Source organism: Halomonas zincidurans B6 (assembly GCF_000731955.1).
GTDB classification, from domain to species: domain Bacteria; phylum Pseudomonadota; class Gammaproteobacteria; order Pseudomonadales; family Halomonadaceae; genus Modicisalibacter; species Modicisalibacter zincidurans.
This window is the reverse complement of the sequence record NZ_JNCK01000001.1, coordinates 1,572,108-1,598,217: the sequence shown is the minus strand read 5'-3', so window position 1 is coordinate 1,598,217 and position 26,110 is coordinate 1,572,108. Positions and strand designations below refer to the sequence as shown.

Here is a 26,110-nt window from a genome sequence, read left to right as displayed (position 1 = left end):
GTGCAATGTACGGATACGGGGTGGCTCGGTGATCCAGGGCGGGCGCTACGACGCGTCCATGACTCTCATCACAACAACAGCAACATCGGAGAACATCATGCGCCAGACTTCACGCTTCAAGACATTGGGATTGGGCACGCTGATCGCCGGCGTGCTCGGTACGTCCATCTTCGCCGCCCCGGCCCTGGCTGCCGATGGCGGGAGCTATCCCGACCAGAACGTGCAGTACATCATTCCCTTCGGCCCCGGCGGCGAGTCGGACATCAGCGCCCGATTGCAGCAGCAGTATTTCCAGGAACTGACCGGTCAGCAGTTGATCATCCAGTACATGCCCGGCGGCGGCGGTGCCGTGGGTTGGTCGCAGCTCAACGAAATGGCGGGCGACGGCTATACCATCATGGGCACCAACCTGCCGCACATCGTCCTCAAGCCGATGGGCAAGGACCCGGGCTTCAAGACCGAGGATCTCAAGAACTTCTATTACTTTCATTATTCACCGGATGCGCTGATCGTCACCAACGATAGCCCCTACAAGACGCTCGACGATTTCATCGCCGCCGCCAAGAAGGCCCCGGGCAGCGTCACCGTGTCGGGTAGCGGCACGCAATCCGCCAACGACATCGCCAACCGGCGGTTCGAATCGCTGGCCGACATCAAGACGACCTATATCCCGTTCAAGGGCACCGGGGCGGCAGTCGCCGCCTTGCTGGGCGATCAGGTCAAGGCCGAATGGGGCTACACCACCACCGCCGCCAACCAGCGCGACAAGGTGCGCATGCTGGCGGTGGCTTCGGAGGAGCGCAATCCGCTGTTTCCCGACGTCCCGACCTTCAAGGAACTGGGCTATGACATGACCGGCGGCGCCTACCGCGGCATGGCGGTGCCCAAGAGCACGCCGGAGGACGTGACGAAGAAACTCTCCGATATCTTCGGCAAAATCAACCAGAATCCCGAGTTCCGTCAGAAGATGGAGGACCTGGGTTTCGTGATGATCGACGTGCCCTACGAAGAAATGGACGCCTTCATGGCTGAACGTCGCCAGGAATACGAGCAGGTCGCCCGCGAGATGGGGATCATCGAGTGAACTGACGACCGCCCGGGCCTCCCGGGCGGTCTCGTTCCTCAACGGAGGTAGTTCATGGAAACATTGAGTTTCATGGCCGCCGCGCTGTCCCCCGTCAATCTGCTGCTGGCAATCGTCGGCGTCGCCGCCGGAATCGTCATCGGCGCCTTGCCGGGCCTGTCGGCGACCATGGCCGTGGCGGTGCTGGTACCGATCACGTTCGGCATGCCCCCCGAGGCGGCGCTGATCATGCTCGGCGCCATCTACACCGGGGCGATCTACGGCGGCTCGTATGCCGCGATACTGGTCAACACGCCGGGCACGCCCTCGGCGATCGCGACCACCTTCGATGGCTATCCCATGGCCCAGCGCGGCGATGGCGATCTGGCGGTCACGCTGTCGACGCTATCGTCGGTGCTCGGCGGGCTGGTCGGGGCACTGGCCTTGTTGACGCTGGCGCCGCTGTTGGCGCAGATTGCGCTGAAGTTCGGCCCGGTCGAATACTTCTGGCTGGCCATCTTCGGCCTGACATTGATTTCGGCGCTCTCGGAAGGCTCGACCCTGAAAGGCTTCATCGGCGCCGGTATCGGTCTGCTGCTGTCGACGGTCGGCGTCTCTGTCATCGGTGCCGACATTCGCTATGCCTTCGGCTCGCAGTTTCTGCTCGGCGGAATCGAAACCATCTCGGCGCTGATCGGCCTCTACTGCATTCCGGTATTGATCGATCTGGTCGCCACGCCCAGCCCCCACCTGCAGCCCCCGGGAAAAGGCCGGGGCATACGCCTCGGCGAGGGGCTGAGACTGGTGTGGCGCGGCAAGCTCAACGCCGCGCGCGGCGCGGTGATCGGCACGCTGGTCGCCATTCTGCCGGGGGCGGGCGGTTCCATCGCCAGCTTGGTGTCCTATTCCGAGGCGCGGCGTACCTCCAAGCGCAGCGAGCGGTTCGGCCATGGCGAGCCGGATGGCGTGATTGCCACCGAAACGGCCAATAACGCCACCGTGGGCGGCGGTTTCATCCCCACCTTCGTGCTGGGCATTCCCGGCACGCCGCCCGATGCGGTGATTCTCGGGGCGCTGCTGGTCCAGGGGTTCCGGACCGGCCCGGAGATGTTTACCACCAACGCCAGCGTGACCTACACCTTCATCGGTGGGCTGGTCATCGCCACCTTGTTGATGCTGCCGATGGGGTTATTGATCGGCCGCTATGCCTTCAAGTCGATCGTCAGCATACCCAAGGCGCTACTGGTGCCGAGTATCGCCTTCATGACCGTGATCGGCACCTATGCCATCCGCAACAACCCATTCGACGTGGTGGTAATGGTGGTGCTGGGGGTGATCGGCTGGGTGCTGGCGCGCTACGGAATCAAGCCATCGCCGATCGTGCTGGGACTGATTCTGGGGCCCATCGCCGAACAGGGTTTCGTCCAGGGCTACCTGATAGGCAACGCGTCGGGCTCGGTCTTCGGTGCCTTCTTCGGCCGGCCGCTGTCATTGGCAATCATCGCGCTGGTGCTGTTGTCGGTGCTGTATCCGATCTGGCAGGCGTACCGTGCCCGGCGGCTGTCCAAGGAACCCGAGGAGGCCCGGCCATGAAACTCACCATCGAGCCCAAGCCCACCATCGAGCCCACGGAGAGGGTTGCGTCGCGCGGCTCCGATGCCTGTCTAGCCGCCACGACGCTGGTCCTATCGCTCGGCGCGCTATGGTTCAGCGGCGACATGTCGATCATGGCCAGCGTGTTTCCGCGCACCATCGCCGCGTTGGTGGCGGTCTTCAGCGTGGCCCTGCTGCTGCGCAGCCTGTTGATGCGACCCACGCGTCCGCGTCCCGAACCGGGCAGCGTCGCGCGCCGTCTGGGGCTGATCGCCGTGCTGCTGGTGTGGAGCCTGGCGCTCAAGTGGCTGGGATTCTTGGCGTCGAGCCTGTTGAGTGCCGTGTGCCTGATCATGCTCTCGCACTATCACGCCTGGACACCGAAGCGCATCGCCGGCTACGCGCTCGTGCTGCTGTTGATCATCGGTCTGTTCTACGGCCTGTTCGCCATCCTTCTCAACGTGCCGCTGCCGGTTGGCCTGCTTTGGCGTGCCCTATGACAAGTGACAAGCGAGGTAACGGATGATCGATATCCTGATCACGGAATTCATGGACGAAGCGGCGGTGGCCGATCTCGAGTGTGATTTCTCGGTAGGCTTCGACCCGACGCTGGTGGAGGATCGCCAGCGGCTGATGGCCTCCGGCGAGGGCGTGCGCGGGTTGATCGTGCGCAACCGTACCCGGGTCGATGCGGCGCTGCTCGGTGAATTCCCTGACCTGCAGGCGGTAGGCCGGTTGGGCGTGGGGCTCGACAATATCGATCTGCAGGCCTGCCGGGAAAGGGGCATCGAGGTGCTGCCCGCCCAGGGCGGCAATACCGTCTCGGTGGTCGAGTACGTGCTGGCCGGGGTATTGATGCTGCGTCGCGGCGCCTATCTGTCGACGGCCCGGGTGGTGGGCGGCGAATGGCCGCGCCAGGCGTTGATGGGTCACGAGAGCGAGGGCGCCGTGCTGGGTCTAGTGGGGTTCGGCGCGATCGCCCGCGAAGTGGCACGGCGTGCGCGCTGCCTGGGCATGTCGGTGATCGCCCATGATCCCTTCGTCGATGCGCGTGACAGCGCCTGGAACGAGGCCGAGCGCGCCGCCACCCTCGAGGCGCTGTTGCCGCGGGTCGACGCCCTGAGCCTGCACGTGCCGCTGAGCGAGGCAACCCGTCATCTGCTGGGGCGCGAGGCGCTGGCGCTCATGAAGCCGGGCAGCGTGCTGATCAATACCGCGCGCGGCGGCGTGGTTGACGAAGCGGCGCTCGCCGAGAGCCTGCGCGGCGGTCACCTGGGCGGAGCGATGCTCGATGTCTTCGAGCAGGAGCCGCTGGCCGACGGCTCGCCACTGGCCGGCCTCGAGGGGCTGATTGCCACGCCGCACATCGCCGGTGTCACTCATGAATCCAACCAGCGCATCAGTTGGATAACCGTCGACAATCTGCGCCGGGCGCTGGGGGTGATGGCATGACCAGGCTGTCGATCGACAGGGCCCATGCGCTGGCGATCGCCGCCTTGACCGCGGTCGGCGTGCCTGATTGGGAAGCCGAAGTCACGACCCGCGCCCTGGTAATGGCCGATCGCGATGGCCTGGCCTCGCATGGGCTGTCGCGGCTGCCGTTCTATCTGGACCAGGCGCGCAGCGGCAAGATCGTCGCCGGGGCGCGGGCCAGCGTCGCCATCGAGGGCTCGGTGATTCGGGTCGACGCCCGGCACGGGCTGGCCTTTCCGGCGATCATTCGGGGCGTGGAGAGCGCCATCCCGTTGGCGCGCGAGCTGGGCATGGTCGCCGTGGCGATCGGCCGTTCCCACCACTTCGGGGTGGCCGGCTATCCGGTGGAGCGGCTGGCCCGCGAGGGGCTGATGGCGATGGCCTTCAGCAACGCGCCCTCGGCGATGGCGCCCTGGGGCGGCAACCGTCCACTTTATGGCACCAACCCCATCGCCTTCGCCGCGCCGCGCGCAAATGCCGAGCCGCTGGTCATCGACCTGTCGCTGTCGAAGGTGGCACGCGGCAAGGTGATGCTGGCCAGGAAAGCCGGCGAGCCGATTCCCGAGGGCTGGGCGCTGGATCCGCAAGGGCGGCCGACTACCGATGCCGATGCGGCCATCGCCGGCAGCATGGTGCCGGCCGGCGACGCCAAGGGCGCCTCGCTGGCGCTGATGGTGGAACTGCTGACCGCCGGGCTGACCGGCAGCCACTTCGGTTTCCAGGCCGGTTCGTTCTTCGAGGCCGAGGGCGACCCGCCCAGTGTGGCCCATCTATTGCTGGTGTTCGACCCGCAGCGGTTCGCCGCCGGCTATCTGGCGCACGCCGAAGCGCTGTTCAGCGAGATGCTGGCTCAGCCCGGCGTGCGGCTGCCCGGGGCACGGCGTTTTGCCACTCGGGCCGCCGCATCCGAGGCATTGGAACTGCCCGATGGGCTGGTAGAAGAGCTGACGGCTTACGCCCAGCCCGAAGCGCCACCGTCATGAACTGCTGGGGCATTGCATGCCCGGGCAATGGCTATTCCAGCGCTTCGAACTGTGGCAGCACGGTTTCTTTGAGAAAGGGCCGGTAGTGCTCTTCGGTGACCGCGATCGGCGCTGCGTCCATGGCGGCGATGGCTTCGGCGAGCGCGGTCTCGTCCTCCCGCGCTACCAGAAACGGAGCCAATGTGCCGCGCAGAATTTCCCGTGGGCCGGAAGGGCAGTCGACGCTGATCACCGGCGTGCCCAGCATCAGTGCCTCGATCAGCGCCCGGGGCAGCCCTTCGGAATCCGAGCTCAGCACCAGCGCCTTGGCGTGGCGGATGAACGGGTAGGGGTTGGTCTGGTAGCCGGGCAGGATGACCCGCTCGGTGAGGCCGAGCTCGTCGATCAGGGCGCGCAGCCGTGCCTCCTGGTCGCCCTTGCCCTTGCCCAGCAGCATCAGCGGTGTGCTCACGCCGCTGGCCTGGTAGGCGCGCAGCAGCCTGTCGTGGCGCTTGCGCGGCTCGTAGGTGCCGACATTGATGAGATAGTCACCCACGGGCAGCGCCGCCGGTTCGTCGGCCATCGCCAGGAACGGCTCCCGCTCGTAAGGGTTGTAGATCGCGCATATCTCGCCGGCCTTCAAGCCGATGACGTCGATGAGATTGTTCTTCACCCCCTGAGAGACGGCGATGACCTTGCGCCCGGTATAGAATCGGTTCACCTTGGCGAAAGCCTTGGCGCGCTGCCTGGGGTCGCTGAACTTGGCCGACATGTCGCTCTTGATCCAGAAATGCAGGTTCGGGTAGCGCAGGTGACGGGTGATCTTGTCGCAGGAGCAGGAAATGATCGTGTCGGGGGCGAAGGCATCCAGGGCGCGGGCGATGCGCCGCGCCTGCCACTGCTCGACCAGCGGGTTCGAGAACAGTTTGGTGAAGCGGTTGACGGCTTCGAGATTGACGATCTCCAGCCCTTCGGGGATGCGGTGCTCGATCCGTTCGCGCAGGATGAAGACCGTGACCTGGTTGCCGCGCTGGCGTAGCCCATCGGCGGTATAGAGCAGCGATTTCTCGGCGCCTCCTGCATAGAGATCCTCGATGACGAAGGCGAAGCGTTTGCTGGTCATACAGGGCCCTTTGTGTTTTCCAGCGCGCTGCGGATGTGTTCGAGGGCGAGTTGCCGATACTGCTCGCCCTTCAGCTTGGTCGGGCTGAGCATCGCCTCGAGGCAGGCCTGGCGTCGCGCATGCTCGCGCGGAAGCCGGCGCACATGCGTGTCGATCCAGATCAGTTCGCCCCGGGTATCGACCAGCACGTTGCCGAAATGAAAGTCGCGGTGGGTATAACCGTGAGCGATCAACTGCAGGGCTTCATCGCACATGCGTAGAAGGAAATCGCGCCGCCCGGCTGCATCCTGGGCAAGGAAATGCCGCTCGCCCGAACGGGCCTCGTCGAGATACTCCATGGCATACAACGAACCCAGCGGATTGCAGGGGTTGAGCGCTATCCCGTAGGCCCTGCAGGAAATCGTCCGCAATCCGGCGCGGCGAATGATACGGTTGCTGCGGTATTCCCGCGCGGCGGCAATACGTCCGCTTAACCGCTTGTCGAGAAGCTCGCGCAATAGCCACTTTACGGTCTGCTTGCGCCAGTCGTACTTGTCGCGAACCAGCTTGTACAGCGAGCCGCCGGCTTCATCGAGATAAAAGGCGCTACTGCCGACCTGCTCGAGTGTTTCCATCGCCGCCGGGTGGCTCAGTGACGTCTTGGCCGGCAACGAGGCGAGATTGCGTATCAGGTACCAGCGCGCCACGCCGCCCAGGCTGACTCGGTGAAAGGTCATGGTTTCACTTGATAAGCTTAATTTAAGAATTTTTCAGGATCGACAATCCTCGTGACCCCGCCGGGGAAAGTCAAGCCAGCCGGGAAAGCGGGTAGCGGATGCCAGTCTCTGGCGGTGCCCGCTTCCAGAGCGAGGGGGCTGGAAGCCCATGCTATGGCGGCCGCGCGCAACCGCTAATAGGATAGACTCGTCGTTCTGGCACAACCCCGACGCAGAGGCGCACGTGTACGATTTCATCATCATCGGTGGCGGCATTCTCGGCCTTTCCACCGCGATGCAGTTGATCAAGGCCTATCCCGGCCGGCGCATGCTGGTAATCGAGAAGGAAAGCGGGCCGGCACAGCACCAGACCGGCCACAACAGCGGCGTCATCCATGCCGGCGTCTACTACACGCCAGGCAGCCACAAGGCGCGTTTCTGCCTGGAGGGCAATCGCGCGACCAAGGCGTTCTGCGAGGAGCACGCGATTCCCTTCGCGGTATGCGGCAAACTGCTGGTGGCGACCAACGAGCTCGAGCTGCAGCGCATGCAGGCACTCTGGGAGCGCACCGCGGCCAATGGCCTGGAGCGGGAGTGGCTGTCGGCCGAAGCGCTGCGCGAGCGGGAACCCAATATCACCGGCGTCGGCGGCATCTTCGTGCCGTCCAGCGGCATCGTCGATTACGCCCGGGTGGCGGCGGCGATGGGCGAGCGTTTCGAGGCGGCCGGCGGCGAGCTGCGCTTCGCGACGGCGGTGACCGGGCTCGAGGAGCGTCGCGAGGAAGTCGTGGTGGAGACTTCGCAGGGCAGTTTCACCACCCGCCAGTTGATCTCCTGTGCCGGCTTGATGGCCGATCGCGTGGTGCGCATGCTGGGCGTCAAGCCCGGTTTCACGATCTGCCCGTTCCGTGGCGAGTACTATCGATTGCCTCCGGTTCACAATGACATCGTCAACCACCTGATCTATCCGATTCCCGATCCGTCGATGCCGTTTCTCGGCGTGCATCTCACGCGCATGATCGATGGCAGCGTGACGGTGGGCCCCAACGCCGTGCTGGCCTTCAAGCGCGAGGGTTATCACAAGCGTGACGTATCGTTGCGCGATAGCCTGACGATGCTTGCCAACCCGGGCGTGCTCAAGGTGCTCATGGCCAATCTGCGGCCCGGCATGGTCGAGATGAAGAACTCGCTGTTCAAGAAGGGCTATCTGCAACAGGTGCGCAAGTATTGCCCTAGCCTGGCCCTCGAGGATCTTCAGCCGTACCCGGCCGGGGTGCGTGCCCAGGCGGTGTCCGACGATGGCAAGCTGATCGACGACTTTCGTTTCGTCAATACCAAGCGCACCGTCAACGTCTGCAACGCGCCGTCGCCGGCGGCGACCTCGGCGATCCCCATCGGCGCGCACGTGGTCGCCAAGGTCAAGGAACTGCTCGAAACGTGAGCTGCGAAGGGCTACAGCTGAACGTTGCCGTTGCGTATCGGAACCAACTTGCCGCGATCGATCACCGTTTGTGCAGCGACGCTCTTGATCATTGTAATCTACCACTTTGGTCGCGCTTTCCCACCCGGCGCTTGATGCTCCCGGTAGCGCGCCGCATGATCGGATACCAACAATCGATAACAATGCCCGGGGCGATAACGACCTTCTTTGCCGGCCGGTTCGCAAGGAACCCCCTCTTACCATGACAACCTCTCACCATGACAATCAATGTTTCGACGGTAGTGGTGGTCGACGACGATCGCGAGATTCGCGAACTGCTCAAGGACTATCTCGAACGGCATGGCTATTGCGCGCTGCTCGCTGAAGATGGCGACGCGCTGTATGACTTGATGCGACGGGAAAAGCCCGATTTGCTGGTCATGGATATCATGATGCCCGGCGAGGACGGCTTGTCGTTGTGCCGGGATTTGCGTCGCACCAGCAATGTACCAATCATCATGCTGACCGCCAGCGCCGACGAGACCGACCGGATTCTCGGTCTGGAACTGGGCGCCGACGATTATCTGGCGAAGCCCTTCAACCCGCGCGAATTGCTGGCGCGCATCAAGGCCGTGCTGCGGCGTGTCCGCGTGGCGCCGATGGAATCGGCCCGGCTGGTGCGGTTCGGTAGTTGGCAACTCGATCGCATCACCCGCGAACTGATCGACCATGACGGCCAGCGCAGTGCGCTGTCGGGGGCCGACTATCTGCTCTTGAGGGTCTTTCTCGATCATCCCGAGCAGGTACTGTCCCGCGAGCGGCTCTACGACCTGAGCCGGGGAAGGCGGGCGCCGCCGCTGGATCGTTCGATCGACGTGCACATTTGCCGGCTACGCCAGCGCCTCGGCGAGGACGCCCAGCACTCGCAACTGATCCGCACCGTGCGAGGGGCAGGCTACGTGCTCGCCGCGCCGGTGGAAACGCTGGGGTGAAAGGCAGGCTTCGGGCCGGGGAGAGAGCCTGGTTGCGTCCCCGTACCCTGCGCGGACGCTTCGTATTGATCATGTTGCTCGGCGTGCTCGGCGCGCAGGTGACCAGTTACAGCCTGTGGAGCTGGCAACAGGACCGCGAGCGTCTGGCGCAACTGGACAGCCTGTCACGCAACCTGGCCGAGAGCCTGGCGGCGACGGTACGCTATTTCCGCTCGTTGCCCTACGAGTATCGACACATCGTTCTTGATCAACTGCGCGACATGGGCGGCACGCGCTTTTTCGTCAGCGTCAACGATCACCGCATCGCCCTGGAGCCAACCGATGGCGGCCGTGCCCGGGAGCTGGTCGCCGGCAATCTGCGCGAGGGGCTGGAGCGGAAACTGGGCCGTCGGGAACTGTATATCGGCTTTTCGCAACCTGAGGATCTCAAGGTCTTCAACAATGAAGTGCCGTTGACCGAATTGCCGGCCCACTGGGCGAATCACAGCCTGGCCATGGCGCCCTTGTCGACGCCGATTCTGGTGGTGCAGATGCCGCTCGAGGCCGATAGCTGGCTGTATGTAGCGACCACGCTGCCGATTGCCGGCTTGCTGGATGGGCCGACGTGGTTTTCGGGCGACCGGTTGTTCGTTTCCCTGGCGGTGCTGTTGACGGTGGTCGGCCTGGCGCTGCTGGGAATTCGCTGGCTGACCCGGCCTCTCTCGGTGCTGGCGCGCGCGGCCCGGCAGCTGGGCGATGATCTCGAGTCGCCGCCGCTGGCCGAGCGGGGTCCGCGGGAGTTGCGCGACACCGCCGCCGCGTTCAACCGCATGAGCGAGCGGATCCGCCGGCAGGTCGACGAGCGCGAGCGGCTGTTCTCGGCAATCTCGCATGACCTCAAGACGCCCATTACCCGGTTGCGCTTGCGTGCCGAGATGCTCGCCGACTCCCGTCAGCGCGAGGCCTTCGTGCGCACCCTCGACGAGCTGGACCAGCTGGTCAAGGGCGCACTGGCGTCGGTGAAAGGCCTCGATCTGCACGAGCGGACCGAGCCAGTCGACCTCGACGCGCTGGTCGCCGCCCTGGTGGATGAGCTGGCCATCTTCGGCGAGACGATCGGCGTGCAGGGCAGCGCGGGGATGATCGAGGCCAAGCCGCTGGCGCTCAAGCGCTGTCTGGGCAATCTGCTGGAGAACGCGGTTTTCTACGGCGAGCGCGTCGAGGTCTCGCTGGATCGTGAGGCGGGCATGGCGCAAGTCACGTTCAGCGACGATGGTCCGGGCATCCCCGTCGACCAGCGCGAACGCGTATTCGAGCCGTTCGTGCGCCTTGAGCCTTCGCGTAGCCGGCATACCGGCGGAAGCGGCCTGGGACTGTCGATCGCTCGCCACATTGCGCATGCGCATGGGGGGGATATTGGCCTCGATCAGGCGCCTGCCGGCGGTCTGCGGGTGGTGCTTCGCCTGCCCTGCTGAAAGTGCGTTTATTACACCTTTGTAAGATTCGGCAATGCTTTGCAGCCTTTGGTAATCCGCGGGACCGGCAATATGCGCTAGTGTCTGCTGAGGCGTTATGCCAGCGCCGTATGACAATCACAACAGGACGACACGCTTGCAGGATCCGCCATGTTCCCCGCCGACCCTCTCGTCGACTCGCGGTTTCTCGGCAGGCGAGGCTTCGCTGCCTCGTGGTCATTCCGTGTAAACAATTCATGACAACCATGACAACCATGACAACCCCGGAGTCACACGCCATGAACAAGATCCATACGCTGGCCGCCGGTGCGGCATTGGCCGTCGCCGTCACACAGGCTCAGGCCGCCGAAATCGAGGTGCTGCATTGGTGGACCTCGGGCGGAGAGGCCAAGGCGGCCAACATGCTCAAGGAGAAGCTGGAGGCGAAAGGGCATACCTGGAAGGACTTTGCCGTGGCCGGTGGTGGTGGCGACAGCGCCATGACGGTACTCAAGTCGCGGGCGATTTCCGGTAACCCGCCGGCGGTGGCCCAGATCAAGGGACCGCTGATCCAGGAGTGGGGCGAGATGGGCTTTCTGGGCAATATCGACCCGATCGCCAAGCAGGAAGACTGGGATTCCTTCCTGCCTGCGCAGCTCGCCGCCGATAACAAGGTCGATGGCAAGTACGCTGCGGTGCCGGTCAATATCCACCGGGTCAACTGGCTTTGGGCCAATCCCGAGGTCCTGGCGAAAGCCGGCATCGATGGCTTGCCGAGCACCTGGGACGAGTTCTTCGCCGACGCCAAGAAGATTCGCGAGGCTGGATTCATCCCGCTGGCGCACGGCGGCCAGCCGTGGCAGGACGCGACCGTCTTCGAGGTGGTGATGATGGGGATCGGTGGCGCGGACTTCTACCGCAAGGCCTTCGTCGAACTCGACCCCGAGGCGTTGACCAGCGACACCATGATCGAGTCGCTGAAGACCTTCAAGAAGCTGCGCGGGACCATGGATCCCAACATCGCCGGACGGGACTGGAACCAGGCGACCTCGATGGTCATCAACGGCGAGGCGGCGATGCAGATCATGGGCGACTGGGCCAAGGGCGAATTCACCGCCGCCGGCCTGACCGCCGGCGAGGATTACCTGTGTGAAGCAGCGCCGATGACCGAGCACATGTTCTCCTACAACGTCGACAGTTTCGCCATGTTCAAGGTCGATAGCGAAGGCAAGAAGCAGGCCCAGCAGGATCTGGCCAGCCTGATCCTGTCCAAGGACTTTCAGACTACCTTCAACAAGACCAAGGGCTCGATTCCGGTGCGCCTCGACGTGCCGCTGGAAGGCTTCGATAGCTGTGCCAAGGAATCGCGCAAGGCCTTCGATGCGGCCAGCGAGGGCAACGGCCTGCTGCCCAGCCTGGCGCATGGCATGGCGGTGTCGGCGAGCGTTCAGGGAGCGGTCTTCGACGCGATCACCAACTTCTTCAATGATCCCGAGATGGCGGCTGAAACCGCCGCCGAGCGTCTGGCCAGCGCGGTTCGCGCCGCAGGCTGACCTGCCGCCGCCGCTTGCCCTCGGCGAGCGGCGGCTCGTTGTCGTTGCCTTCAAGGACACTCCGATGTCGCACACCGATTCTCTGCCGCGCCGGCGCGCGAACGCGGGCCGGCATTCGCTGTCCGGTACCCTGGAACGGGTATTGCCGCGCCTGGTGGTGGCGCCCTCCCTTGCGGTGGCGCTGTTCTTCGTCTACGGCTACATGCTGTGGACGTTCATTCTGTCGCTGACCAGCTCGGGTATGCTGCCCCGGTACGATTTCGTCGGCTTCGCGCAATATGCCCGGTTGTTTGCCAACGAACGCTGGAACGTCGCCGCCACCAATCTGGTGATCTTCGGTGGATTGTTCATCGTCATCTGCCTGTTCATCGGGCTGATGCTGGCGATTCTGCTCGACCAGCGCATCCGCCAGGAGGGCGTGCTGCGCACCATCTATCTCTATCCCATGGCGCTGTCGCTGATCGTCACCGGGGTGGTATGGCGCTGGATCCTCAACCCCGGCCTGGGCATCGAGTCGCTGGTCCGCGGTTGGGGGTTCGAGGACTTCACCTTCGACTGGCTGGTCAACCCGGACATGGCCATCTATGCACTGGTGATCGCCGCCGTGTGGCAGGCCTCGGGCTTCGTCATGGCGCTGTTCCTGGCCGGGCTGCGCAGCATCGACGACAGCCTGTTCAAGGCCGCGGCGCTGGATGGCGCGAGCCTGGTGAAGGTCTACTGGCGGATCGTGATTCCCTGCCTGCGACCGGTGGTGTTCAGTGCGGTGATGATACTCGCGCATATCGCCATCAAGAGCTTCGACCTGGTCATGGCGCTGACCGGCGGCGGCCCGGGCTATGCCACCGACCTGCCGGCGACCTTCATGTACGCCTACACCTTCACTCGCGGGCAGATCGGCCTGGGCTCGGCCAGCGCGATCATGATGCTCGCCGGGGTGCTGGCGATCCTGGTGCCGTATCTGTATTCCGAACTGCGAGGGCGCAAGCATGGATAACGTCATTCGGCGCCGCACCCCAGGCGCCCGCCTGCTGCGCGCGGGGCTCTATGCACTGCTGACGGTAATGGCGCTGGTTTATCTGTTGCCGCTGGTGGTGATGCTGCTGACCTCGATCAAGCCGCTCGAGGAGATCCGTGCCGGCGCACTGCTGTCATTGCCGGACTCGCTGACGTTCGCGGCCTGGGCCAAGGCCTGGGGCACGGCCTGCACCGGTATGCGCTGCGAGGGTCTGTCGGGTTACTTCTTGAACTCGCTGAGCATCGCGATCCCGGCCGTGGCAATCTCCACGCTGGTCGGTGCGCTCAACGGCTATGCGCTGACCAAGTGGCGCTTTCGTGGCGCCAACCTGTGCTTCGCGCTGCTGCTGTTCGGCTGCTTCATCCCGTTCCAGGTGGTGCTGATGCCGATGGCCCGAACGCTCGGCTGGCTGGGTCTGGCGAGCTCGACGAGCGGCCTGGTGCTGGTCCACGTGGTCTACGGCATCGCCTTCACCACGCTGTTCTTCCGCAACTATTACGTCTCGGTTCCCGATGAGATGATCTCCGCCGCCAAGCTCGACGGTGCCGGGTTCTTCCGGATCTTCTGGCGGATTCTGCTACCGGTTTCGGGGCCGATCATCACCGTGTCGGTGATCTGGCAGTTCACCCAGATCTGGAACGATTTCCTGTTCGGGGTGGCCTTCGCCGGGTTCGACTCGCAGCCGGTGACGGTGGCGCTGAACAACCTGGTCAACACCTCGACCGGGGTCAAGGAGTACAACGTCGATATGGCGGGGGCGATGATCGCCGCATTGCCGACGCTGGTGGTCTATGTCCTGGCCGGCAAATATTTCGTTCGCGGGCTGACCGCGGGATCCGTCAAGGGTTGAGCACAGGGGGGCAGGGGGGTTTATGTCCGCATTGGAAATTCGTAACGTACACAAGACATTCGGCACCACCGAGGTGCTCAAGGACATCTCGCTGGCAATCGACTCCGGTGAGTTCCTGATCCTGGTCGGGCCGTCGGGCTGCGGCAAGTCGACGCTGATGAACGCCATCGCCGGCCTGGAGCCGGTGACCGCCGGCGAGATCCTCATCGGCGGCGAGGACGTCACCTGGCGTACGCCGGCCGAGCGCGACATCGCCATGGTCTTCCAGTCGTATGCGCTCTACCCGAGCATGACGGTGCGCCAGAATATCGTCTTCGGGCTGGAGATGCGCAAGGTGCCCAAGGCCGAGCGCGAGGCCGCCGTGGCGCGGGTCGCCGATCTGCTGCAGATCACGCCGCTGCTCGATCGCAAGCCGTCGCAGCTGTCCGGCGGGCAGCGCCAGCGTGTCGCCATGGGTCGCGCGCTGGCCCGCGAACCGCAGATTTACCTGTTCGACGAGCCGCTATCCAACCTCGACGCCAAGCTGCGCGTCGAGATGCGCACCGAGATCAAGAAGCTGCACCAGCGGCTGGGAACGACGATCGTCTACGTCACCCACGACCAGATCGAGGCCATGACGCTGGCCGATCGCATCGCGGTGATGCGTGACGGCAAGATCCTCCAGTTGGGCACGCCCGACGAGGTCTACAACGATCCGGCCGACAGCTTCGTCGCCGGCTTCATGGGCTCGCCGTCGATGAACTTCATTCGTGCCACGTTGACCGGCGCGCCCGGCAGCTATCGACTGAGCGTGGATACCGGCGGCGAGCAGCCGCTGGTGCTGCCATGGCCGGAGGCGCGCGAGACGCCGGCGCTGGTCCGCCACGTCGACGAGCCGCTGACGCTGGGGCTGCGACCGGAGCATTTCAGCGAGGAGGATGTGCGACTCGGCGCCCAGGTCGAGGGCACGTTGCTCAATACCACCACCACGGTCGTCGAGCCGACCGGCGCCGATTTGTTGCTGCGTGTGGCGCTGGGCGCCAGCGAGGTCACCGTGCGGCTCGGACCCAAGAGCCGCGCCGTGGCCGGCGAGCCGATCGCCCTGCGTGTCGACATGAGTCGCGCGGTGCTGTTCGAACCGCAAACCGAGCGCCGGCTCGCCTGACCGGCGTCGCTAGCAGCCTGTCGGACTTAACGCTGATCTGCTGCGAAACCCGGGCTTTCGGCCAATTTCATTCGCTCTGATTCGTTAAATAGCGCGCTATTCGCCTCATCAGATCGATCAACTTGTCTCGAAATCCGCTTTTCTCGCGACGATCGGTCAAATCCGACAGACTGCTAGCCGAGCGGACGCATGGGCTCGTTGCTGCCCGCCATCGAGGGTCGCAACGCGCTCCAGGCGGCGTAGGTGCTCAGGAATACCCGCCCGGTCAGCGTCTCGAGAAAATCGCTGTGCTTGAGGCGATCCATGACCGGTCCCTTGACCTCGGCGAGATGCAGCGTTACGCCGGAATCCTTGAGTCGCGCGTTGATCGCCTCGAGACTCTCGAGTGCCGAGGCATCGATCAGATTGACCGCCGAGCAGATCAATACCGTATGGCGAAGCTGCGGACGCTCGGCCACCAGTGTATACAGCGTATCCTCCAGATAGCGGGCATTGGCGAAGTAGAGGCTTTCGTCGATGCGCAGCAGGGCGACCTGCTCGTGGCTTTCCACCTGATGCCGGGCGACGTTGCGAAAATGCTCGGTGCCCGGCACGCGGCCCACCAGGGCGCTATGTGGGTGGCTGGTGCGGTAAAGAAACAGTGCGATCGACAAACTTACGCCGGCGATGATGCCAGTCTCGACGCCTTCCATCAGGGTCAGCAGCAATGTCGCCAGTAGTGCGGAGAAGTCGCCTTTCGAGTAGCGCCAGGTGCGCCGCATCACCGCTATATCCACCAGCGTGAGGATCGATACCGTGATGGTGGCGGCCAAGGTCGCGGTCGGCAGATAGTAGATCCATGGTGTGAAGAACAGCGTGACCAGGCCGATGCCCAGCGCGGCGACGACGCCGGCGATCGGCGTGCGAGCGCCGGCATCGAAATTGATCACCGTGCGCGAAAGCCCGCCGGTGACCGGCATGCCGCCGGTCACCGAAGCAGCGAGATTGGCGGTGCCCAGCCCGATGAGCTCCTGGTCCGGCGAGATCCGCTCGCGGCGCTTGGCGGCAAGCATCTGGCCCATCGATACCGACTCGACGAAGCCGACGATGCTGATCAGTAGCGCCGGTACCAGCAACGAATACCACAGCGAGGGGGCGAAGTCGGGCAGCGTCAGGGGGGGGAGCCCGGCGGGGACATTGCCGACCACGGCGACACCGTCGGCTACCAGGTCGAAACGCCAGGTCGCCAGGGTGGTCAGCACCACGGCGAATACCGGACCGGCCTTGGCGGTCAGGTCGGCAAGCTTGGCGGGCAGGCCGATGCGTTTCAGGCTTTGGCGACCATAGCGCCGCATGCCGAGCAGAAAAGTCAGCGTAAAGGCGCTGATCGCCAGGGTGGCAAGATTGGTGTCGTCCAGTTGAGCTGCCAGATTGGCGAGCAGGGTGGGAAGTGTAAAGCCGGCGCCATCGATGCCCAGCAGGTGGGCGGCCTGACTGGCGGCGATCAGGATTCCCGATGCCGACAGGAAGCCCGAGATGACCGGGTGACTGAGAAAGTTGGCGAAGAAACCCAGCCGCAGGAAACCCATCACGGTGAGCATCAGGCCCGACAGCAACGACAGCACCAGTGCGCCCGCGATGTACTCGCTACTGCCCGGCGTGGCGACGCCGGCCAGCGCGGCGGCGGTCATCAGGGCGACGATGGCCACCGGCCCCACGGCCAGGGTGCGGCTCGAACCGAACAGCGTATAGGCAAACACCGGCAGGATGCTGGCATACAGGCCTATCACCGCCGGCAGGCCGGCCAGCAGGGCATAGGCCAGCGACTGGGGGATCACCATGATCGCGACGATCAGCCCGGCGGTCAGATCATGACTGAACAGCTCGCGCCGATAGTAAGGCAGCCATTGCAGCACTGGCAGGTAACGCTTGAGCATCGATCTCTCGTGGCAACTCGCGACGGTTTATTGGCGAGGTGAATCTCGCGCCTTGTCTCGACGCATGGTTTGGTGAATATATTCAGAAATGATGAGGGGTTACCGGAAGTGGCGCAAGGCTGAGGGGCCTGACTGCTTGCAAGCGGCGGACGCGGCACTGTTTGGTTACCCCATCGCAGGTGGCGATGAAGATCGGCCTGAATGCCGCACTTAGGTTAATGATTCCCAATGTGAAGGTTGATACGTTTGTGTATTCAAACGCTTTGTGCTGGGCCAAGCTGTCAAGCGAATGTTCATTCGCGGCCATGACCAACAACAGGAAACAGCCATGTTCAGCCTCGACTCCCAGACGCACGGCAGGGCGGCCGATGCCCGGTCCCAGGACGGCTCCGATACGCTCGGCGATGCCTATTGGATGCCTTTCACCGCCAATCGCGACTTTCGCGCCCACCCGCGCATGGTGGCCGGCGCCGAAGGGCGCTACCTGATCGATACCCGCGGCCGGCGGCTGTTCGATTCGCTGTCGGGGCTGTGGTGCTGCGGCGCGGGGCATAACCGCGCAGAGCTTCAGCAGGCCGTGGCGCGCCAGCTCGGCAGGCTCGATTACGCGCCGAGCTTCCAGGTCGGCCATCCGCTGGCTTTCGAACTCGCCGAGCGGCTCGCCGAGCTGACACCGAAAGGGCTCGACCATGTGTTCTTCACCAATTCCGGTTCGGAGAGCGCCGATACCGCGCTGAAGATGGCGCGCGCTTACTGGCGACTCAAGGGCAAGCCCGAGAAGACCCGCCTGATCAGCCGCCTCAAGGGCTATCATGGCGTCAATATCGGCGGTACCAGCGCCGGCGGCATCGTCGCCAACCGCAAGCACTACGGGCAGTTGCTTGAATTCGCCCATCTGCCGCATACCTTGCAGCCGGGACAGGCCTTCACCCGCGGCCAGGCCGAGCAGGGCGCCGAGCTCGCCGATGCGCTGCTCGACCAGATCGCGCTCAACGACGCCGCCAACATCGCCGCAGTGATCGTCGAGCCGATGTCGGGCTCGGCCGGGGTGATCGTGCCGCCCAAGGGCTATCTCGAACGCCTGCGGGCGATCTGCGACGAGCACGATATCCTGCTGATCTTCGATGAGGTGATCACTGCCTTCGGGCGCTGCGGCGCGACCACCGGGGCCGAGGCCTTCGGGGTGACGCCGGATATCATGAACGTCGCCAAGCAGATCACCAACGGGGCGATTCCCATGGGTGCGGTGATCGCCTCGCGCGAGATCCACGCGACCTTCATGCAGGCCGGCGGTCCCGGGCACGGCATCGAATTCCCCCACGGCTATACCTACAGCGCCCATCCGGTGGCCTGCGCCGCCGCGCTGGCGGCGCTCGAGCTGTTCGAGCGCGAGGACTTCCCCGCTCAGGTGCGGGCCATCGCGCCGGCGTTCGAAGCGCGCCTGCACGCGCTGAAGGGGCGCCCGCATGTCGTCGACATCCGCAATTACGGCCTCGCCGGGGCCATCCAGCTGGCGCCGCGCGAGGGCGATCCGGCGATCCGTCCCCGCGACGCCGCGCTGGCGCTGTGGGAGGCGGGGTTCTACGTGCGTTACGGCGGCGACACCCTGCAGTTCGGCCCGCCGTTCGCGACCACCGATGCGGAGCTCGAGCGCCTGTTCGACGCCGTCGCCACCACCCTCGATACGTTGGCCTGATCCGTGCCCGACCGGGTGATCCGGAACAATCAGCAAGGAGTCTTCATGGAATTCATTCATCATCTGATCGACGGCGAGCCGAGCGATGCCCCGGGCGCGACGCTCGAGGTGACCAATCCCTCGACCGGCGCGGTGGTGCGGCGGGTCGCCAATGCCGATGCCGCGACCGCCGAGCGGGCGATCGCGGCGGCGCAGGCCGCTTACCCGGCTTGGCGCGATACGCCGCCGGCCAAGCGCGCCCAGGTCATGTTCCGTTTCAAGCAGTTGCTCGAGGACAATGCCGAGCGGCTGACCCACCTGGTCAGCGAGGAGCACGGCAAGACCTTCGAGGACGCCGGTGGCGAGCTGCGCCGCGGCATCGAGAACGTCGAGTACGCCTGCGGCGTACCCGAATTGCTCAAGGGCGACTATTCGCACAACGCCGGTCCGGCGATCGACGCCTGGTCGAACTTCCAGCCGCTGGGTGTGGTGGCGGGCATCACGCCGTTCAATTTTCCGGCAATGGTGCCGCTGTGGATGTATCCGATGGCCATCGCCTGCGGCAACACCTTCATTCTCAAGCCCTCCGAGCGCGATCCCGGCTCGGCACTGGCGATCGCCGAGCTGCTCCAGGAAGCCGGGCTGCCCAGGGGCGTCATCAACGTGGTTCACGGCGGCCGCGAGGCGGTCGATGCGTTGATCGAATCGCCCCATGTCAAGGCGCTGTCGTTCGTCGGTTCGACCCCGATTGCCGAATCGATCTATGGCCGCGGTAGCGCCAACGGCAAGCGCGTCCAGGCCCTAGGCGGGGCCAAGAATCACGCCGTGGTGCTGCCCGACGCCGATCTCGAGAACGCCGCGAACACCCTGATGGGCGCTGCCTACGGTAGCTGTGGCGAGCGCTGCATGGCCATCTCGGTGGCGGTCTGCGTGGGCGACGAGACGGCGGATCGGCTGGTCGAGTCGATGCTGCCCAAGATCGCCGCGCTGAAGATCGGCCCGGGAACCGACAAGGGGCTCGACATGGGGCCGTTGGTCACCGGCGCGCACCGCGACAAGGTGCTGGGCTTCATCGAGGAGGGCGTATCCAGCGGCGCCGAGCTGGTGGCCGACGGACGGGGGCTGACCGTGCCCGGTTACGAGAACGGCTTTTTCCTGGGCGGCTGCCTGTTCGATCGGGTAAAACCGACGATGCGCATCTATCGCGAGGAGATCTTCGGCCCGGTGTTATGCGTGGTGCGTGTCGCCAGTCTCGACGAGGCCATCCGACTGATCAACGAACACGAGTACGGCAACGGCACCTGCCTGTTCACCCGCGACGGCGAGGCGGCGCGGCGTTTCGCCGACAGCATCGAGGTGGGCATGGTCGGCATCAACGTGCCGCTGCCGGTGCCGGTGGCCTACCATAGCTTCGGTGGCTGGAAGCGTTCGCTGTTCGGCGACCTGCATGCCTACGGTCCCGATTCGGTGCGCTTCTATACTCGTCGCAAGGCGGTATCCCAGCGCTGGCCTTCGGCCTTCGAAACCACCCAGGCCGAATTCAACTTTCCCTCCGGTGGTCACTGACGGATCCATGCCGTACTCCTCGACGATAGTCTCTCAGGCCAAAGTTCATATCAGGCATCGCCTCGCCAGGCCGATATTCGGCTTAGAAACCGCCGGGGAGTCCGCTGATGCGTATCGTGAATCTGGGCCTGCTGGGGGCCTTGCTGGGCGCCGCCGTTGTCGCCAGTCTATGGCTTGAAGCGCCATGGGTGTCGTATCTGACCACCTTGCTGGGGTTGTTGGCCGGTCTTTCATTCGATCGTTTCGCGCGGATCTACGCTGCCGATCCCGAGGAGCTCGATGTCATGAGCCAGCGTGGGCTGCCGGCATCGGGGCGCGATTACCTGTCGCTGCGAAAGATGGCTCAACGACTCGTCAAGCGCGCCGGCAGGACGGCCATTGCCTCCGCCGAGGTGTCGCATCACGCTGACCGCCTCGACTGGCGGCTCACCGAACAGGAAACCATCGTCAGCGAGGCGGTGGCGAGCATGGCGGCGATCACCACGACCATCGAAACCGTTTCGGCCAGCGCCAGCCAGCTCGCCGCTCAGGCGAGCGCCTCGCAATCCGCCAACCAGAGCAACCGCCAGGCGCTCGACGGCGTCATCGGCGAGATGACCCTGCTGGCCAGCCGCTCGGACGAGGCCTTGGATCTGCTCGAGTCGCTTGCCGGCAAGACCCATCGCGTCCGTGACGTGACCGGAATGATCGAGGAGATCGCCGAGCAGACCAACCTGCTGTCGCTCAATGCCTCGATCGAGGCGGCACGTGCCGGCGAGCATGGGCGTGGCTTTGCGGTGGTGGCCGGTGAAGTGCGCGAGCTTTCACGGCGTACCGCGGAGGCGACCCGGCAGGTCGAATCGCTGGTCGACGAGATCGGCGACAGCAGTAACCGGGTCGTCGAGACGATCGGCCATCTGATGCGTCGGGTAGGCGACAGCGCCAGCGAGATCGAAGCGGTGGGCGGGCATCTTTCCGCCATGACCGAGGATTTCGACAGCGTCGAAAGCCAGCTCGCCGAGATCGCCGGCTCGATGCAACAGACCCGCGGACATAGCCAGCAAGTCTCGCAGACGCTGATCACACTCAAATCGCACGTTGATGATGGCCTGGGAGATATGCATGACCTCGCCGAGCAGGCTCGCGCCTTGATGGACGCCGCGGAAGCGGTGGATGGCGAACTTGCCCAGCAGCGTCTGGCCAGCCGCCATCAACAGGTCTTCGGCGAGGCAAGACGCGCCGCCGACCGGATCGCGGCGTTGCTCGAGCAGGCCATCAAGCGAGGCGAACTGCGTGAAGAAGTGCTGTTCGACGCTAAATATACCGTTATCTCAAATACCCGACCACCTCTCTACAGGACGGGCTACGACACATACACCGATAGTCACCTGCCCAAGATCCAGGAGCCGCTACTCGAAGCCCTGCAGGCCAGTTACGCGATCGCCTGCGATCAGCGCGGATACGTTCCCACCCATAACCGCCATGTCAGCAAGCCGCCAAGCGGCGACTATGAGACCGACCTGAAATACAGCCGCAGCAAGCGGATCTTCGATGATCCCACCGGCAGCCGCTGTGGCTCGCATACCCGCGCCTTGCTGGTACAGACCTACAAGCGCGACACCGGCGAGGTGATGCACGACCTGTCCGTGCCCATTCACGTCAATGGTCGTCATTGGGGCGGCTTCCGTGTCGGCTACCAGCCCGAGAGCGTCGCAACCACGCGCTGAGCAGAACGCGCTGTTGCTAAAGAAGTCGACGCGCTTGCCGTTATCCTCTTTACCAGCTGTAACCATGATCCCATCAAAAAATGGGGCCGGGCCGAGACGCCATAGAGCGGTCGTTCGCCACGGTCTCGTCCGTACGCAGGAGTGCATTCAATGACCACAGTGGCCATGGCCTCGTCGGGGCTTCTGCAGGCGTCACTACTCGGTCAGGCGGTATCGGACGAGCTGGCACTGCCGCAGCTCAAGGCAGAGCTGGAGGCTGCTTGTCAGGTGATGGTCAGCCCGTTGCAGCGTCTCTATCTGGGCAACACGGCCCCGCGCGCAGCGGTCCCGGGTCTTACCGCCGATACGCTGGTCGAGCGCATGACGCAGCCGCTGGAAGCCTTGCATGGCTGGGCGCTCGAGCCACGCATGATGCCGAGCCCGGGCGCCGGGACAGCCGGGCTAAGCGATTTCTGGCACCTGGTGCTGATGACGCATAGCCTGGACGAACTGGCGGGACGCACGCCGCCTCTGAGGTTGCTGCATCTGCTGGGCATCGCCAGGGTCAGAGCGCGCCTCGAGCAGCACGTCGGCCTGGCCAATGTACTGCCCACCTACCTGATCCCCCGACCTGCCGAGCATGGGCTGAGTGTCACCGAGATAGCCGCACTGTGCAGCTTGAAGTTGTCGACCGTGCGCAACGCCGTATCGCGTCGCGAAATGCCTTTCTCCAAGCAGTTCGGTGTAGGGTTCGATGACGCGCTGGACTGGATGGTCCAGCGCAGCGGCTTTCTCTATCCGCACATCAACGCCGCGACACGGGAGCGCAGGATCAACGGTCGCCTGGCGGCGGAATGGCTTGCCGCCAGCGATAGCGTGGTGCTGGAACGCTCGGTGAGTCGTCTGCGACTGTCGATCTGGCAACTCGCCGATAGCCGTCAACGGATCGCTCTCAATACCGAGGGTGTGCGTAGCTGCGTCGTGCTGTTGCCCGGCGTGGATAGTGCCCAGTTGGCGGGGTTGGGTCTGGAAGCGCTCGACGACCGCAGCATGGACCCCGCCGCGGCCATGCATCGCGAAGCACTGGCGCTGCAAGCCGGAGAGACGCTGTGGCAATGCCAGGTGCCGACGATGGCCGTGCTCGGCACGCTGATCGAGCGCTTGCGTCTATCCGAATCGAAGGTGAGGCTGGTCAGCGAAGCTTCGCTCGGTTGAGCCCGCCGGTGGCGTTCATGCGATCCGTTCGCGTGGGTGTTGTTGCCAGGCGGAGTAGGAGTAAATCGCCAGGCTAATCCAGATCAGCACGAAAGTGGCCAGTTGGATCGGCGAGAGGGGCTCGCGGGAGATCAGCAATGCAATGAAGAACTGAATCGTGGGGTTCAGATACATCAGAAAGCCGAGGGTGGCCAGGCGCAACCGCCTTGCGGCCCCGGCGAACGCCATCAGCGGCAGCGCCGTTATCACGCCGCTGGCGATGAGCAGCAGCGTGGTCTGGCCATCGCCCTGCATGAAGTGCGATTGGCCGCTAGCGCTCAACCAGGCGATGGCCAGCAGGCCCAGCGGGAACAGCAATAGCGTCTCGACGAACAGCCCTGACAATCCGTCCAGCGGAACCTGCTTGCGCAGCAGCCCGTAAGTGCCGAAGGACGTCGCCAGTACCAGCGTGATCCAGGGCAGGCTCCCCAGCAGTGCGAGCTGAATGCCGATCGCCACCGCCGCGAGGGCCACGGCGACACCCTGCAGTGGCGACATGCGCTCCTTGAGAAAGCCCACGCCCAGCGCCACGTTGATCAGCGGGGTGAGAAAATATCCCAGGCTTGCCTGAAAGACCTGGCGACTTTCGACGGCATAGATATAAATGCCCCAATTGAGCCCGATCAGCACCGCACACGCCAGTACCCGCCCCAACCGACGCGGCTCGGCCAATGCCGCTCGAATCGGCGTCCAGCGCCTGAGCAGACTCACCAGACCGACCAGGAATACGCAGGACCACAGCACGCGATGAATGAGTATTTCCCAGGCGGGAATGCCTTCGAACAGGGCGAAGAACAGCGGAAAGCTGCCCCACATCAGATAGGCGCAGAGGCCGAAAAACACCCCTTGGGTAGCTTCCTTGTCGGGCTGGACGGGCAGGCTCATGACTTTTCCTGGTGCAGTTGGCCATCAAGGACGACATGCGCCGCGTGTCGTCGCGCCCTGGTTGGGCCGTGGCTCAGCGTGAAGCGGGCGCTAATGTTAGCATGCCCAAGCCTCTGGCGGCTGCACCTTGCCAGTCCCTCGGTTAGGCTAATGGTCATCACCAACAGGGCGGCTTGTAGCCGCGACAGGAGGACACCATGAGCGAGCTACGCACGACCCTCGTCCAACCGGATCTGCGCTGGGAGGATCCCGAAGCCAACTGCCACTTGCTGGAAGAGCAGCTTGGCGACCTGGGACAGGCCCAGACCGACCTGGTCGTGCTGCCGGAGATGTTCGCCACCGGCTTCACCATGAATTCCCGCGAAATGGCCGAACCGATGGAGGACAGTCGAAGCGTCGCGTGGATGCGCCGACAGGCGATGCAGCGTGGCTGCGTGGTGACCGGCAGTGTGGCGATAGTCGCCGAAGGCGAGTATTACAATCGCATGATCTGGGCCACACCCGACGGCGAACTGGCCTATTACGACAAGCGCCACCTGTTTCGCATGGCCGGTGAACATGAGCGTTACGGCATGGGCGATCAGCGGGTCATCGTCGAGCTCAATGGCTTTCGTCTGTTGCTGACGGTCTGCTATGACTTGCGCTTCCCGGTCTGGCTGCGCCAACAGCCTCGCGGGGGCGCGCACTTCGAGTACGATGCGCTGCTGTGCGTGGCCAACTGGCCGGCACCGCGTCGCCAGGCGTGGCGTATCCTGCTGCAAGCCAGAGCGGTAGAGAATCTGAGTTACGTGATCGGCGTCAACCGTGTCGGTGAAGACGCCAAGAAGCTGGCCTACGCCGGCGATTCGATGCTCGTCGACTTCAAGGGCGAGTCGCTGATCGATGAGCGTCGCGATCAACCTTTCATTCACACCGGTGTGCTCGACAGCGACGCACTGGCCCAGTTCCGCGAAAAGTTTCCCGCCTGGATGGATGCCGATCGCTTCACGTTGGAGATGTAATGCGCCTCGACAAGTTTCTCTGCGAGACCACGGACCTGACCCGCAGCCTGGCCAAGAAGGCGCTTCACCGGGGCGAGGTGAATGTCGATGGCGAAGTGATCAGGAATCCCGCCGTGCATGTCGGCGAGGGCAGCGCCGTCGATTGGCTGGGAAAGCGATTGGCCCCGTTCGGCTTGCGCTACCTGATGATGAACAAGCCGCTCGGGGTCGAATGCACCACGCGAGCGGGACGCTACCAGACGGTGCTCGAGTTGATCGACCTGCCCAAGGTCGAGCGATTGCATCCGGTGGGGCGGCTGGATGTCGACACCACGGGGCTGGTTCTGCTGACCGATGACGGTCAATGGTCGCATCGCGTGACATCGCCGCGAACCCGATGCCCCAAGGTGTATCTGGCCAGCTTGGCCGAGCCCCTGCAAGATAGCATGCTGGAAACCGCGATCGCCGCCTTCGCAGAAGGGCTGTTGCTGGATGGCGAACAGCAGCCGACCCACCCGGCGCGGCTTGAAGCGCTTTCACCCGAGCGTTTCCGCATCACCGTGACCGATGGAAAATACCACCAGGTGCGGCGCATGTTCGCCGCGATCGGCAACCGCATCGAGACGTTGCATCGTGAATCGATAGGCCCCTTGGTGCTGGATCCGGACCTCGAACCGGGAGAATGCCGCATGCTGAGGGATGAAGAGATTGCCGCCTTCTAACTATTTATACCGTTATCTTATATTGATTGATTGCAACCTTGATACATAGCCAGTTGGTCAAGAATTACAAGAACATCCTAAACTCGGCTGAGGCGGCATAGTCAACCCGGC

22 protein-coding genes are annotated in these 26,110 nt (G+C 64.3%); 18 read left to right on the top strand and 4 right to left on the bottom strand.

The window, feature by feature from the left end; all coding sequences use genetic code 11:
- Window positions 1-97 precede the first annotated feature (97 nt).
- The 5 genes from HALZIN_RS0107415 to HALZIN_RS0107395 are packed head-to-tail and all read left to right on the top strand — an operon-like array spanning window position 98 to window position 5,112.
- Window positions 98-1,084, top strand: a complete 987-nt coding sequence (locus HALZIN_RS0107415) for a tripartite tricarboxylate transporter substrate binding protein (protein ID WP_031383596.1) — start codon at window positions 98-100, stop codon at window positions 1,082-1,084.
- A gap of 54 nt (window positions 1,085-1,138) precedes the next feature.
- On the top strand, window positions 1,139-2,656 hold the full coding sequence (locus tag HALZIN_RS0107410; RefSeq protein WP_031383595.1) for a tripartite tricarboxylate transporter permease: 1,518 nt from the start codon (window positions 1,139-1,141) through the stop codon (window positions 2,654-2,656).
- A complete protein-coding gene (locus HALZIN_RS0107405; RefSeq protein ID WP_031383594.1) occupies window positions 2,653-3,156 on the top strand; it encodes a tripartite tricarboxylate transporter TctB family protein in 504 nt (167 codons plus the stop codon). Before HALZIN_RS0107410 ends, HALZIN_RS0107405 begins: the two co-directional genes overlap by 4 nt.
- Before the next feature lie 22 nt (window positions 3,157-3,178).
- Window positions 3,179-4,108, top strand: coding sequence for a hydroxyacid dehydrogenase (locus HALZIN_RS0107400; protein ID WP_031383593.1), 930 nt, complete (start codon window positions 3,179-3,181; stop codon window positions 4,106-4,108).
- A complete protein-coding gene (locus tag HALZIN_RS0107395) occupies window positions 4,105-5,112 on the top strand; it encodes an Ldh family oxidoreductase (RefSeq protein ID WP_031383592.1) in 1,008 nt (335 codons plus the stop codon). Before HALZIN_RS0107400 ends, HALZIN_RS0107395 begins: the two co-directional genes overlap by 4 nt.
- Window positions 5,113-5,143: 31 nt before the next feature.
- Here HALZIN_RS0107395 and HALZIN_RS0107390 read toward each other — a convergent pair whose 3' ends face one another.
- Together HALZIN_RS0107390 and HALZIN_RS16800 are read right to left on the bottom strand one after the other, a co-directional pair.
- Window positions 5,144-6,214: a glycosyltransferase gene (locus HALZIN_RS0107390; RefSeq protein ID WP_031383591.1), complete on the bottom strand. Its 1,071-nt coding sequence runs from the start codon at window positions 6,212-6,214 to the stop codon at window positions 5,144-5,146.
- Window positions 6,211-6,930, bottom strand: a complete 720-nt coding sequence (locus tag HALZIN_RS16800) for a lipopolysaccharide kinase InaA family protein (protein WP_051907431.1) — start codon at window positions 6,928-6,930, stop codon at window positions 6,211-6,213. The genes HALZIN_RS0107390 and HALZIN_RS16800 overlap by 4 nt, the downstream gene beginning before the upstream one ends.
- A gap of 223 nt (window positions 6,931-7,153) precedes the next feature.
- On the opposite strand from HALZIN_RS16800, the gene lhgO reads away from it, so the two are divergent.
- The 7 genes from lhgO to HALZIN_RS0107345 all read left to right on the top strand — a co-directional run bounded on the left by lhgO (window position 7,154) and on the right by HALZIN_RS0107345 (window position 15,316).
- Entirely contained in the window at window positions 7,154-8,350 is a 1,197-nt protein-coding gene (lhgO, locus tag HALZIN_RS0107380) for an L-2-hydroxyglutarate oxidase (RefSeq protein ID WP_031383589.1), read from the top strand.
- Between the two features lie 257 nt (window positions 8,351-8,607).
- Window positions 8,608-9,321, top strand: coding sequence for a response regulator (locus HALZIN_RS0107370; protein ID WP_031383588.1), 714 nt, complete (start codon window positions 8,608-8,610; stop codon window positions 9,319-9,321).
- A gap of 71 nt (window positions 9,322-9,392) precedes the next feature.
- Entirely contained in the window at window positions 9,393-10,775 is a 1,383-nt protein-coding gene (locus tag HALZIN_RS0107365; RefSeq protein WP_084173678.1) for an ATP-binding protein, read from the top strand.
- 278 nt (window positions 10,776-11,053) lie between these two features.
- Complete coding sequence (locus tag HALZIN_RS0107360; protein WP_031383586.1) at window positions 11,054-12,307, top strand: ABC transporter substrate-binding protein; 1,254 nt, start codon at window positions 11,054-11,056, stop codon at window positions 12,305-12,307.
- A 64-nt stretch (window positions 12,308-12,371) separates the two neighbouring features.
- The gene (locus HALZIN_RS0107355; RefSeq protein ID WP_031383585.1) at window positions 12,372-13,301 is read left to right on the top strand and encodes a carbohydrate ABC transporter permease; all 930 of its coding nucleotides are present in this window, start codon (window positions 12,372-12,374) and stop codon (window positions 13,299-13,301) included.
- The gene (locus HALZIN_RS0107350) at window positions 13,294-14,172 is read left to right on the top strand and encodes a carbohydrate ABC transporter permease (protein WP_031383584.1); all 879 of its coding nucleotides are present in this window, start codon (window positions 13,294-13,296) and stop codon (window positions 14,170-14,172) included. The genes HALZIN_RS0107355 and HALZIN_RS0107350 overlap by 8 nt, the downstream gene beginning before the upstream one ends.
- A 22-nt stretch (window positions 14,173-14,194) precedes the next feature.
- Window positions 14,195-15,316: an ABC transporter ATP-binding protein gene (locus tag HALZIN_RS0107345; RefSeq protein ID WP_031383583.1), complete on the top strand. Its 1,122-nt coding sequence runs from the start codon at window positions 14,195-14,197 to the stop codon at window positions 15,314-15,316.
- A gap of 173 nt (window positions 15,317-15,489) precedes the next feature.
- Here HALZIN_RS0107345 and HALZIN_RS0107340 read toward each other — a convergent pair whose 3' ends face one another.
- Window positions 15,490-17,232: a SulP family inorganic anion transporter gene (locus HALZIN_RS0107340; protein ID WP_035575224.1), complete on the bottom strand. Its 1,743-nt coding sequence runs from the start codon at window positions 17,230-17,232 to the stop codon at window positions 15,490-15,492.
- Window positions 17,233-17,560: 328 nt separating this feature from the next.
- Here HALZIN_RS0107340 and aptA point away from each other — a divergent pair, with 328 nt between their 5' ends.
- From aptA to HALZIN_RS0107320, 4 genes are all read left to right on the top strand, one after another.
- On the top strand, window positions 17,561-18,928 hold the full coding sequence (gene aptA / locus HALZIN_RS0107335) for an omega-aminotransferase AptA (protein WP_031383581.1): 1,368 nt from the start codon (window positions 17,561-17,563) through the stop codon (window positions 18,926-18,928).
- 45 nt (window positions 18,929-18,973) lie between these two features.
- The gene (locus HALZIN_RS0107330) at window positions 18,974-20,473 is read left to right on the top strand and encodes a CoA-acylating methylmalonate-semialdehyde dehydrogenase (RefSeq protein WP_031383580.1); all 1,500 of its coding nucleotides are present in this window, start codon (window positions 18,974-18,976) and stop codon (window positions 20,471-20,473) included.
- Window positions 20,474-20,580: 107 nt separating this feature from the next.
- Window positions 20,581-22,179 (top strand): methyl-accepting chemotaxis protein, encoded by a 1,599-nt coding sequence (locus HALZIN_RS0107325; protein WP_051907430.1) that lies wholly within the window; start codon window positions 20,581-20,583, stop codon window positions 22,177-22,179.
- 150 nt (window positions 22,180-22,329) lie between these two features.
- Complete coding sequence (locus tag HALZIN_RS0107320) at window positions 22,330-23,373, top strand: hypothetical protein (protein WP_031383578.1); 1,044 nt, start codon at window positions 22,330-22,332, stop codon at window positions 23,371-23,373.
- A gap of 15 nt (window positions 23,374-23,388) precedes the next feature.
- Here HALZIN_RS0107320 and rarD read toward each other — a convergent pair whose 3' ends face one another.
- Window positions 23,389-24,297: an EamA family transporter RarD gene (gene rarD, locus HALZIN_RS0107315; RefSeq protein ID WP_031383577.1), complete on the bottom strand. Its 909-nt coding sequence runs from the start codon at window positions 24,295-24,297 to the stop codon at window positions 23,389-23,391.
- A 197-nt stretch (window positions 24,298-24,494) separates the two neighbouring features.
- Between rarD and HALZIN_RS0107310 the strand changes: the two genes are divergently transcribed.
- Window positions 24,495-25,298: an amidohydrolase gene (locus tag HALZIN_RS0107310; protein ID WP_031383576.1), complete on the top strand. Its 804-nt coding sequence runs from the start codon at window positions 24,495-24,497 to the stop codon at window positions 25,296-25,298.
- Window positions 25,298-25,999 (top strand): pseudouridine synthase, encoded by a 702-nt coding sequence (locus tag HALZIN_RS0107305; RefSeq protein WP_031383575.1) that lies wholly within the window; start codon window positions 25,298-25,300, stop codon window positions 25,997-25,999. Before HALZIN_RS0107310 ends, HALZIN_RS0107305 begins: the two co-directional genes overlap by 1 nt.
- Window positions 26,000-26,110 lie beyond the last annotated feature (111 nt).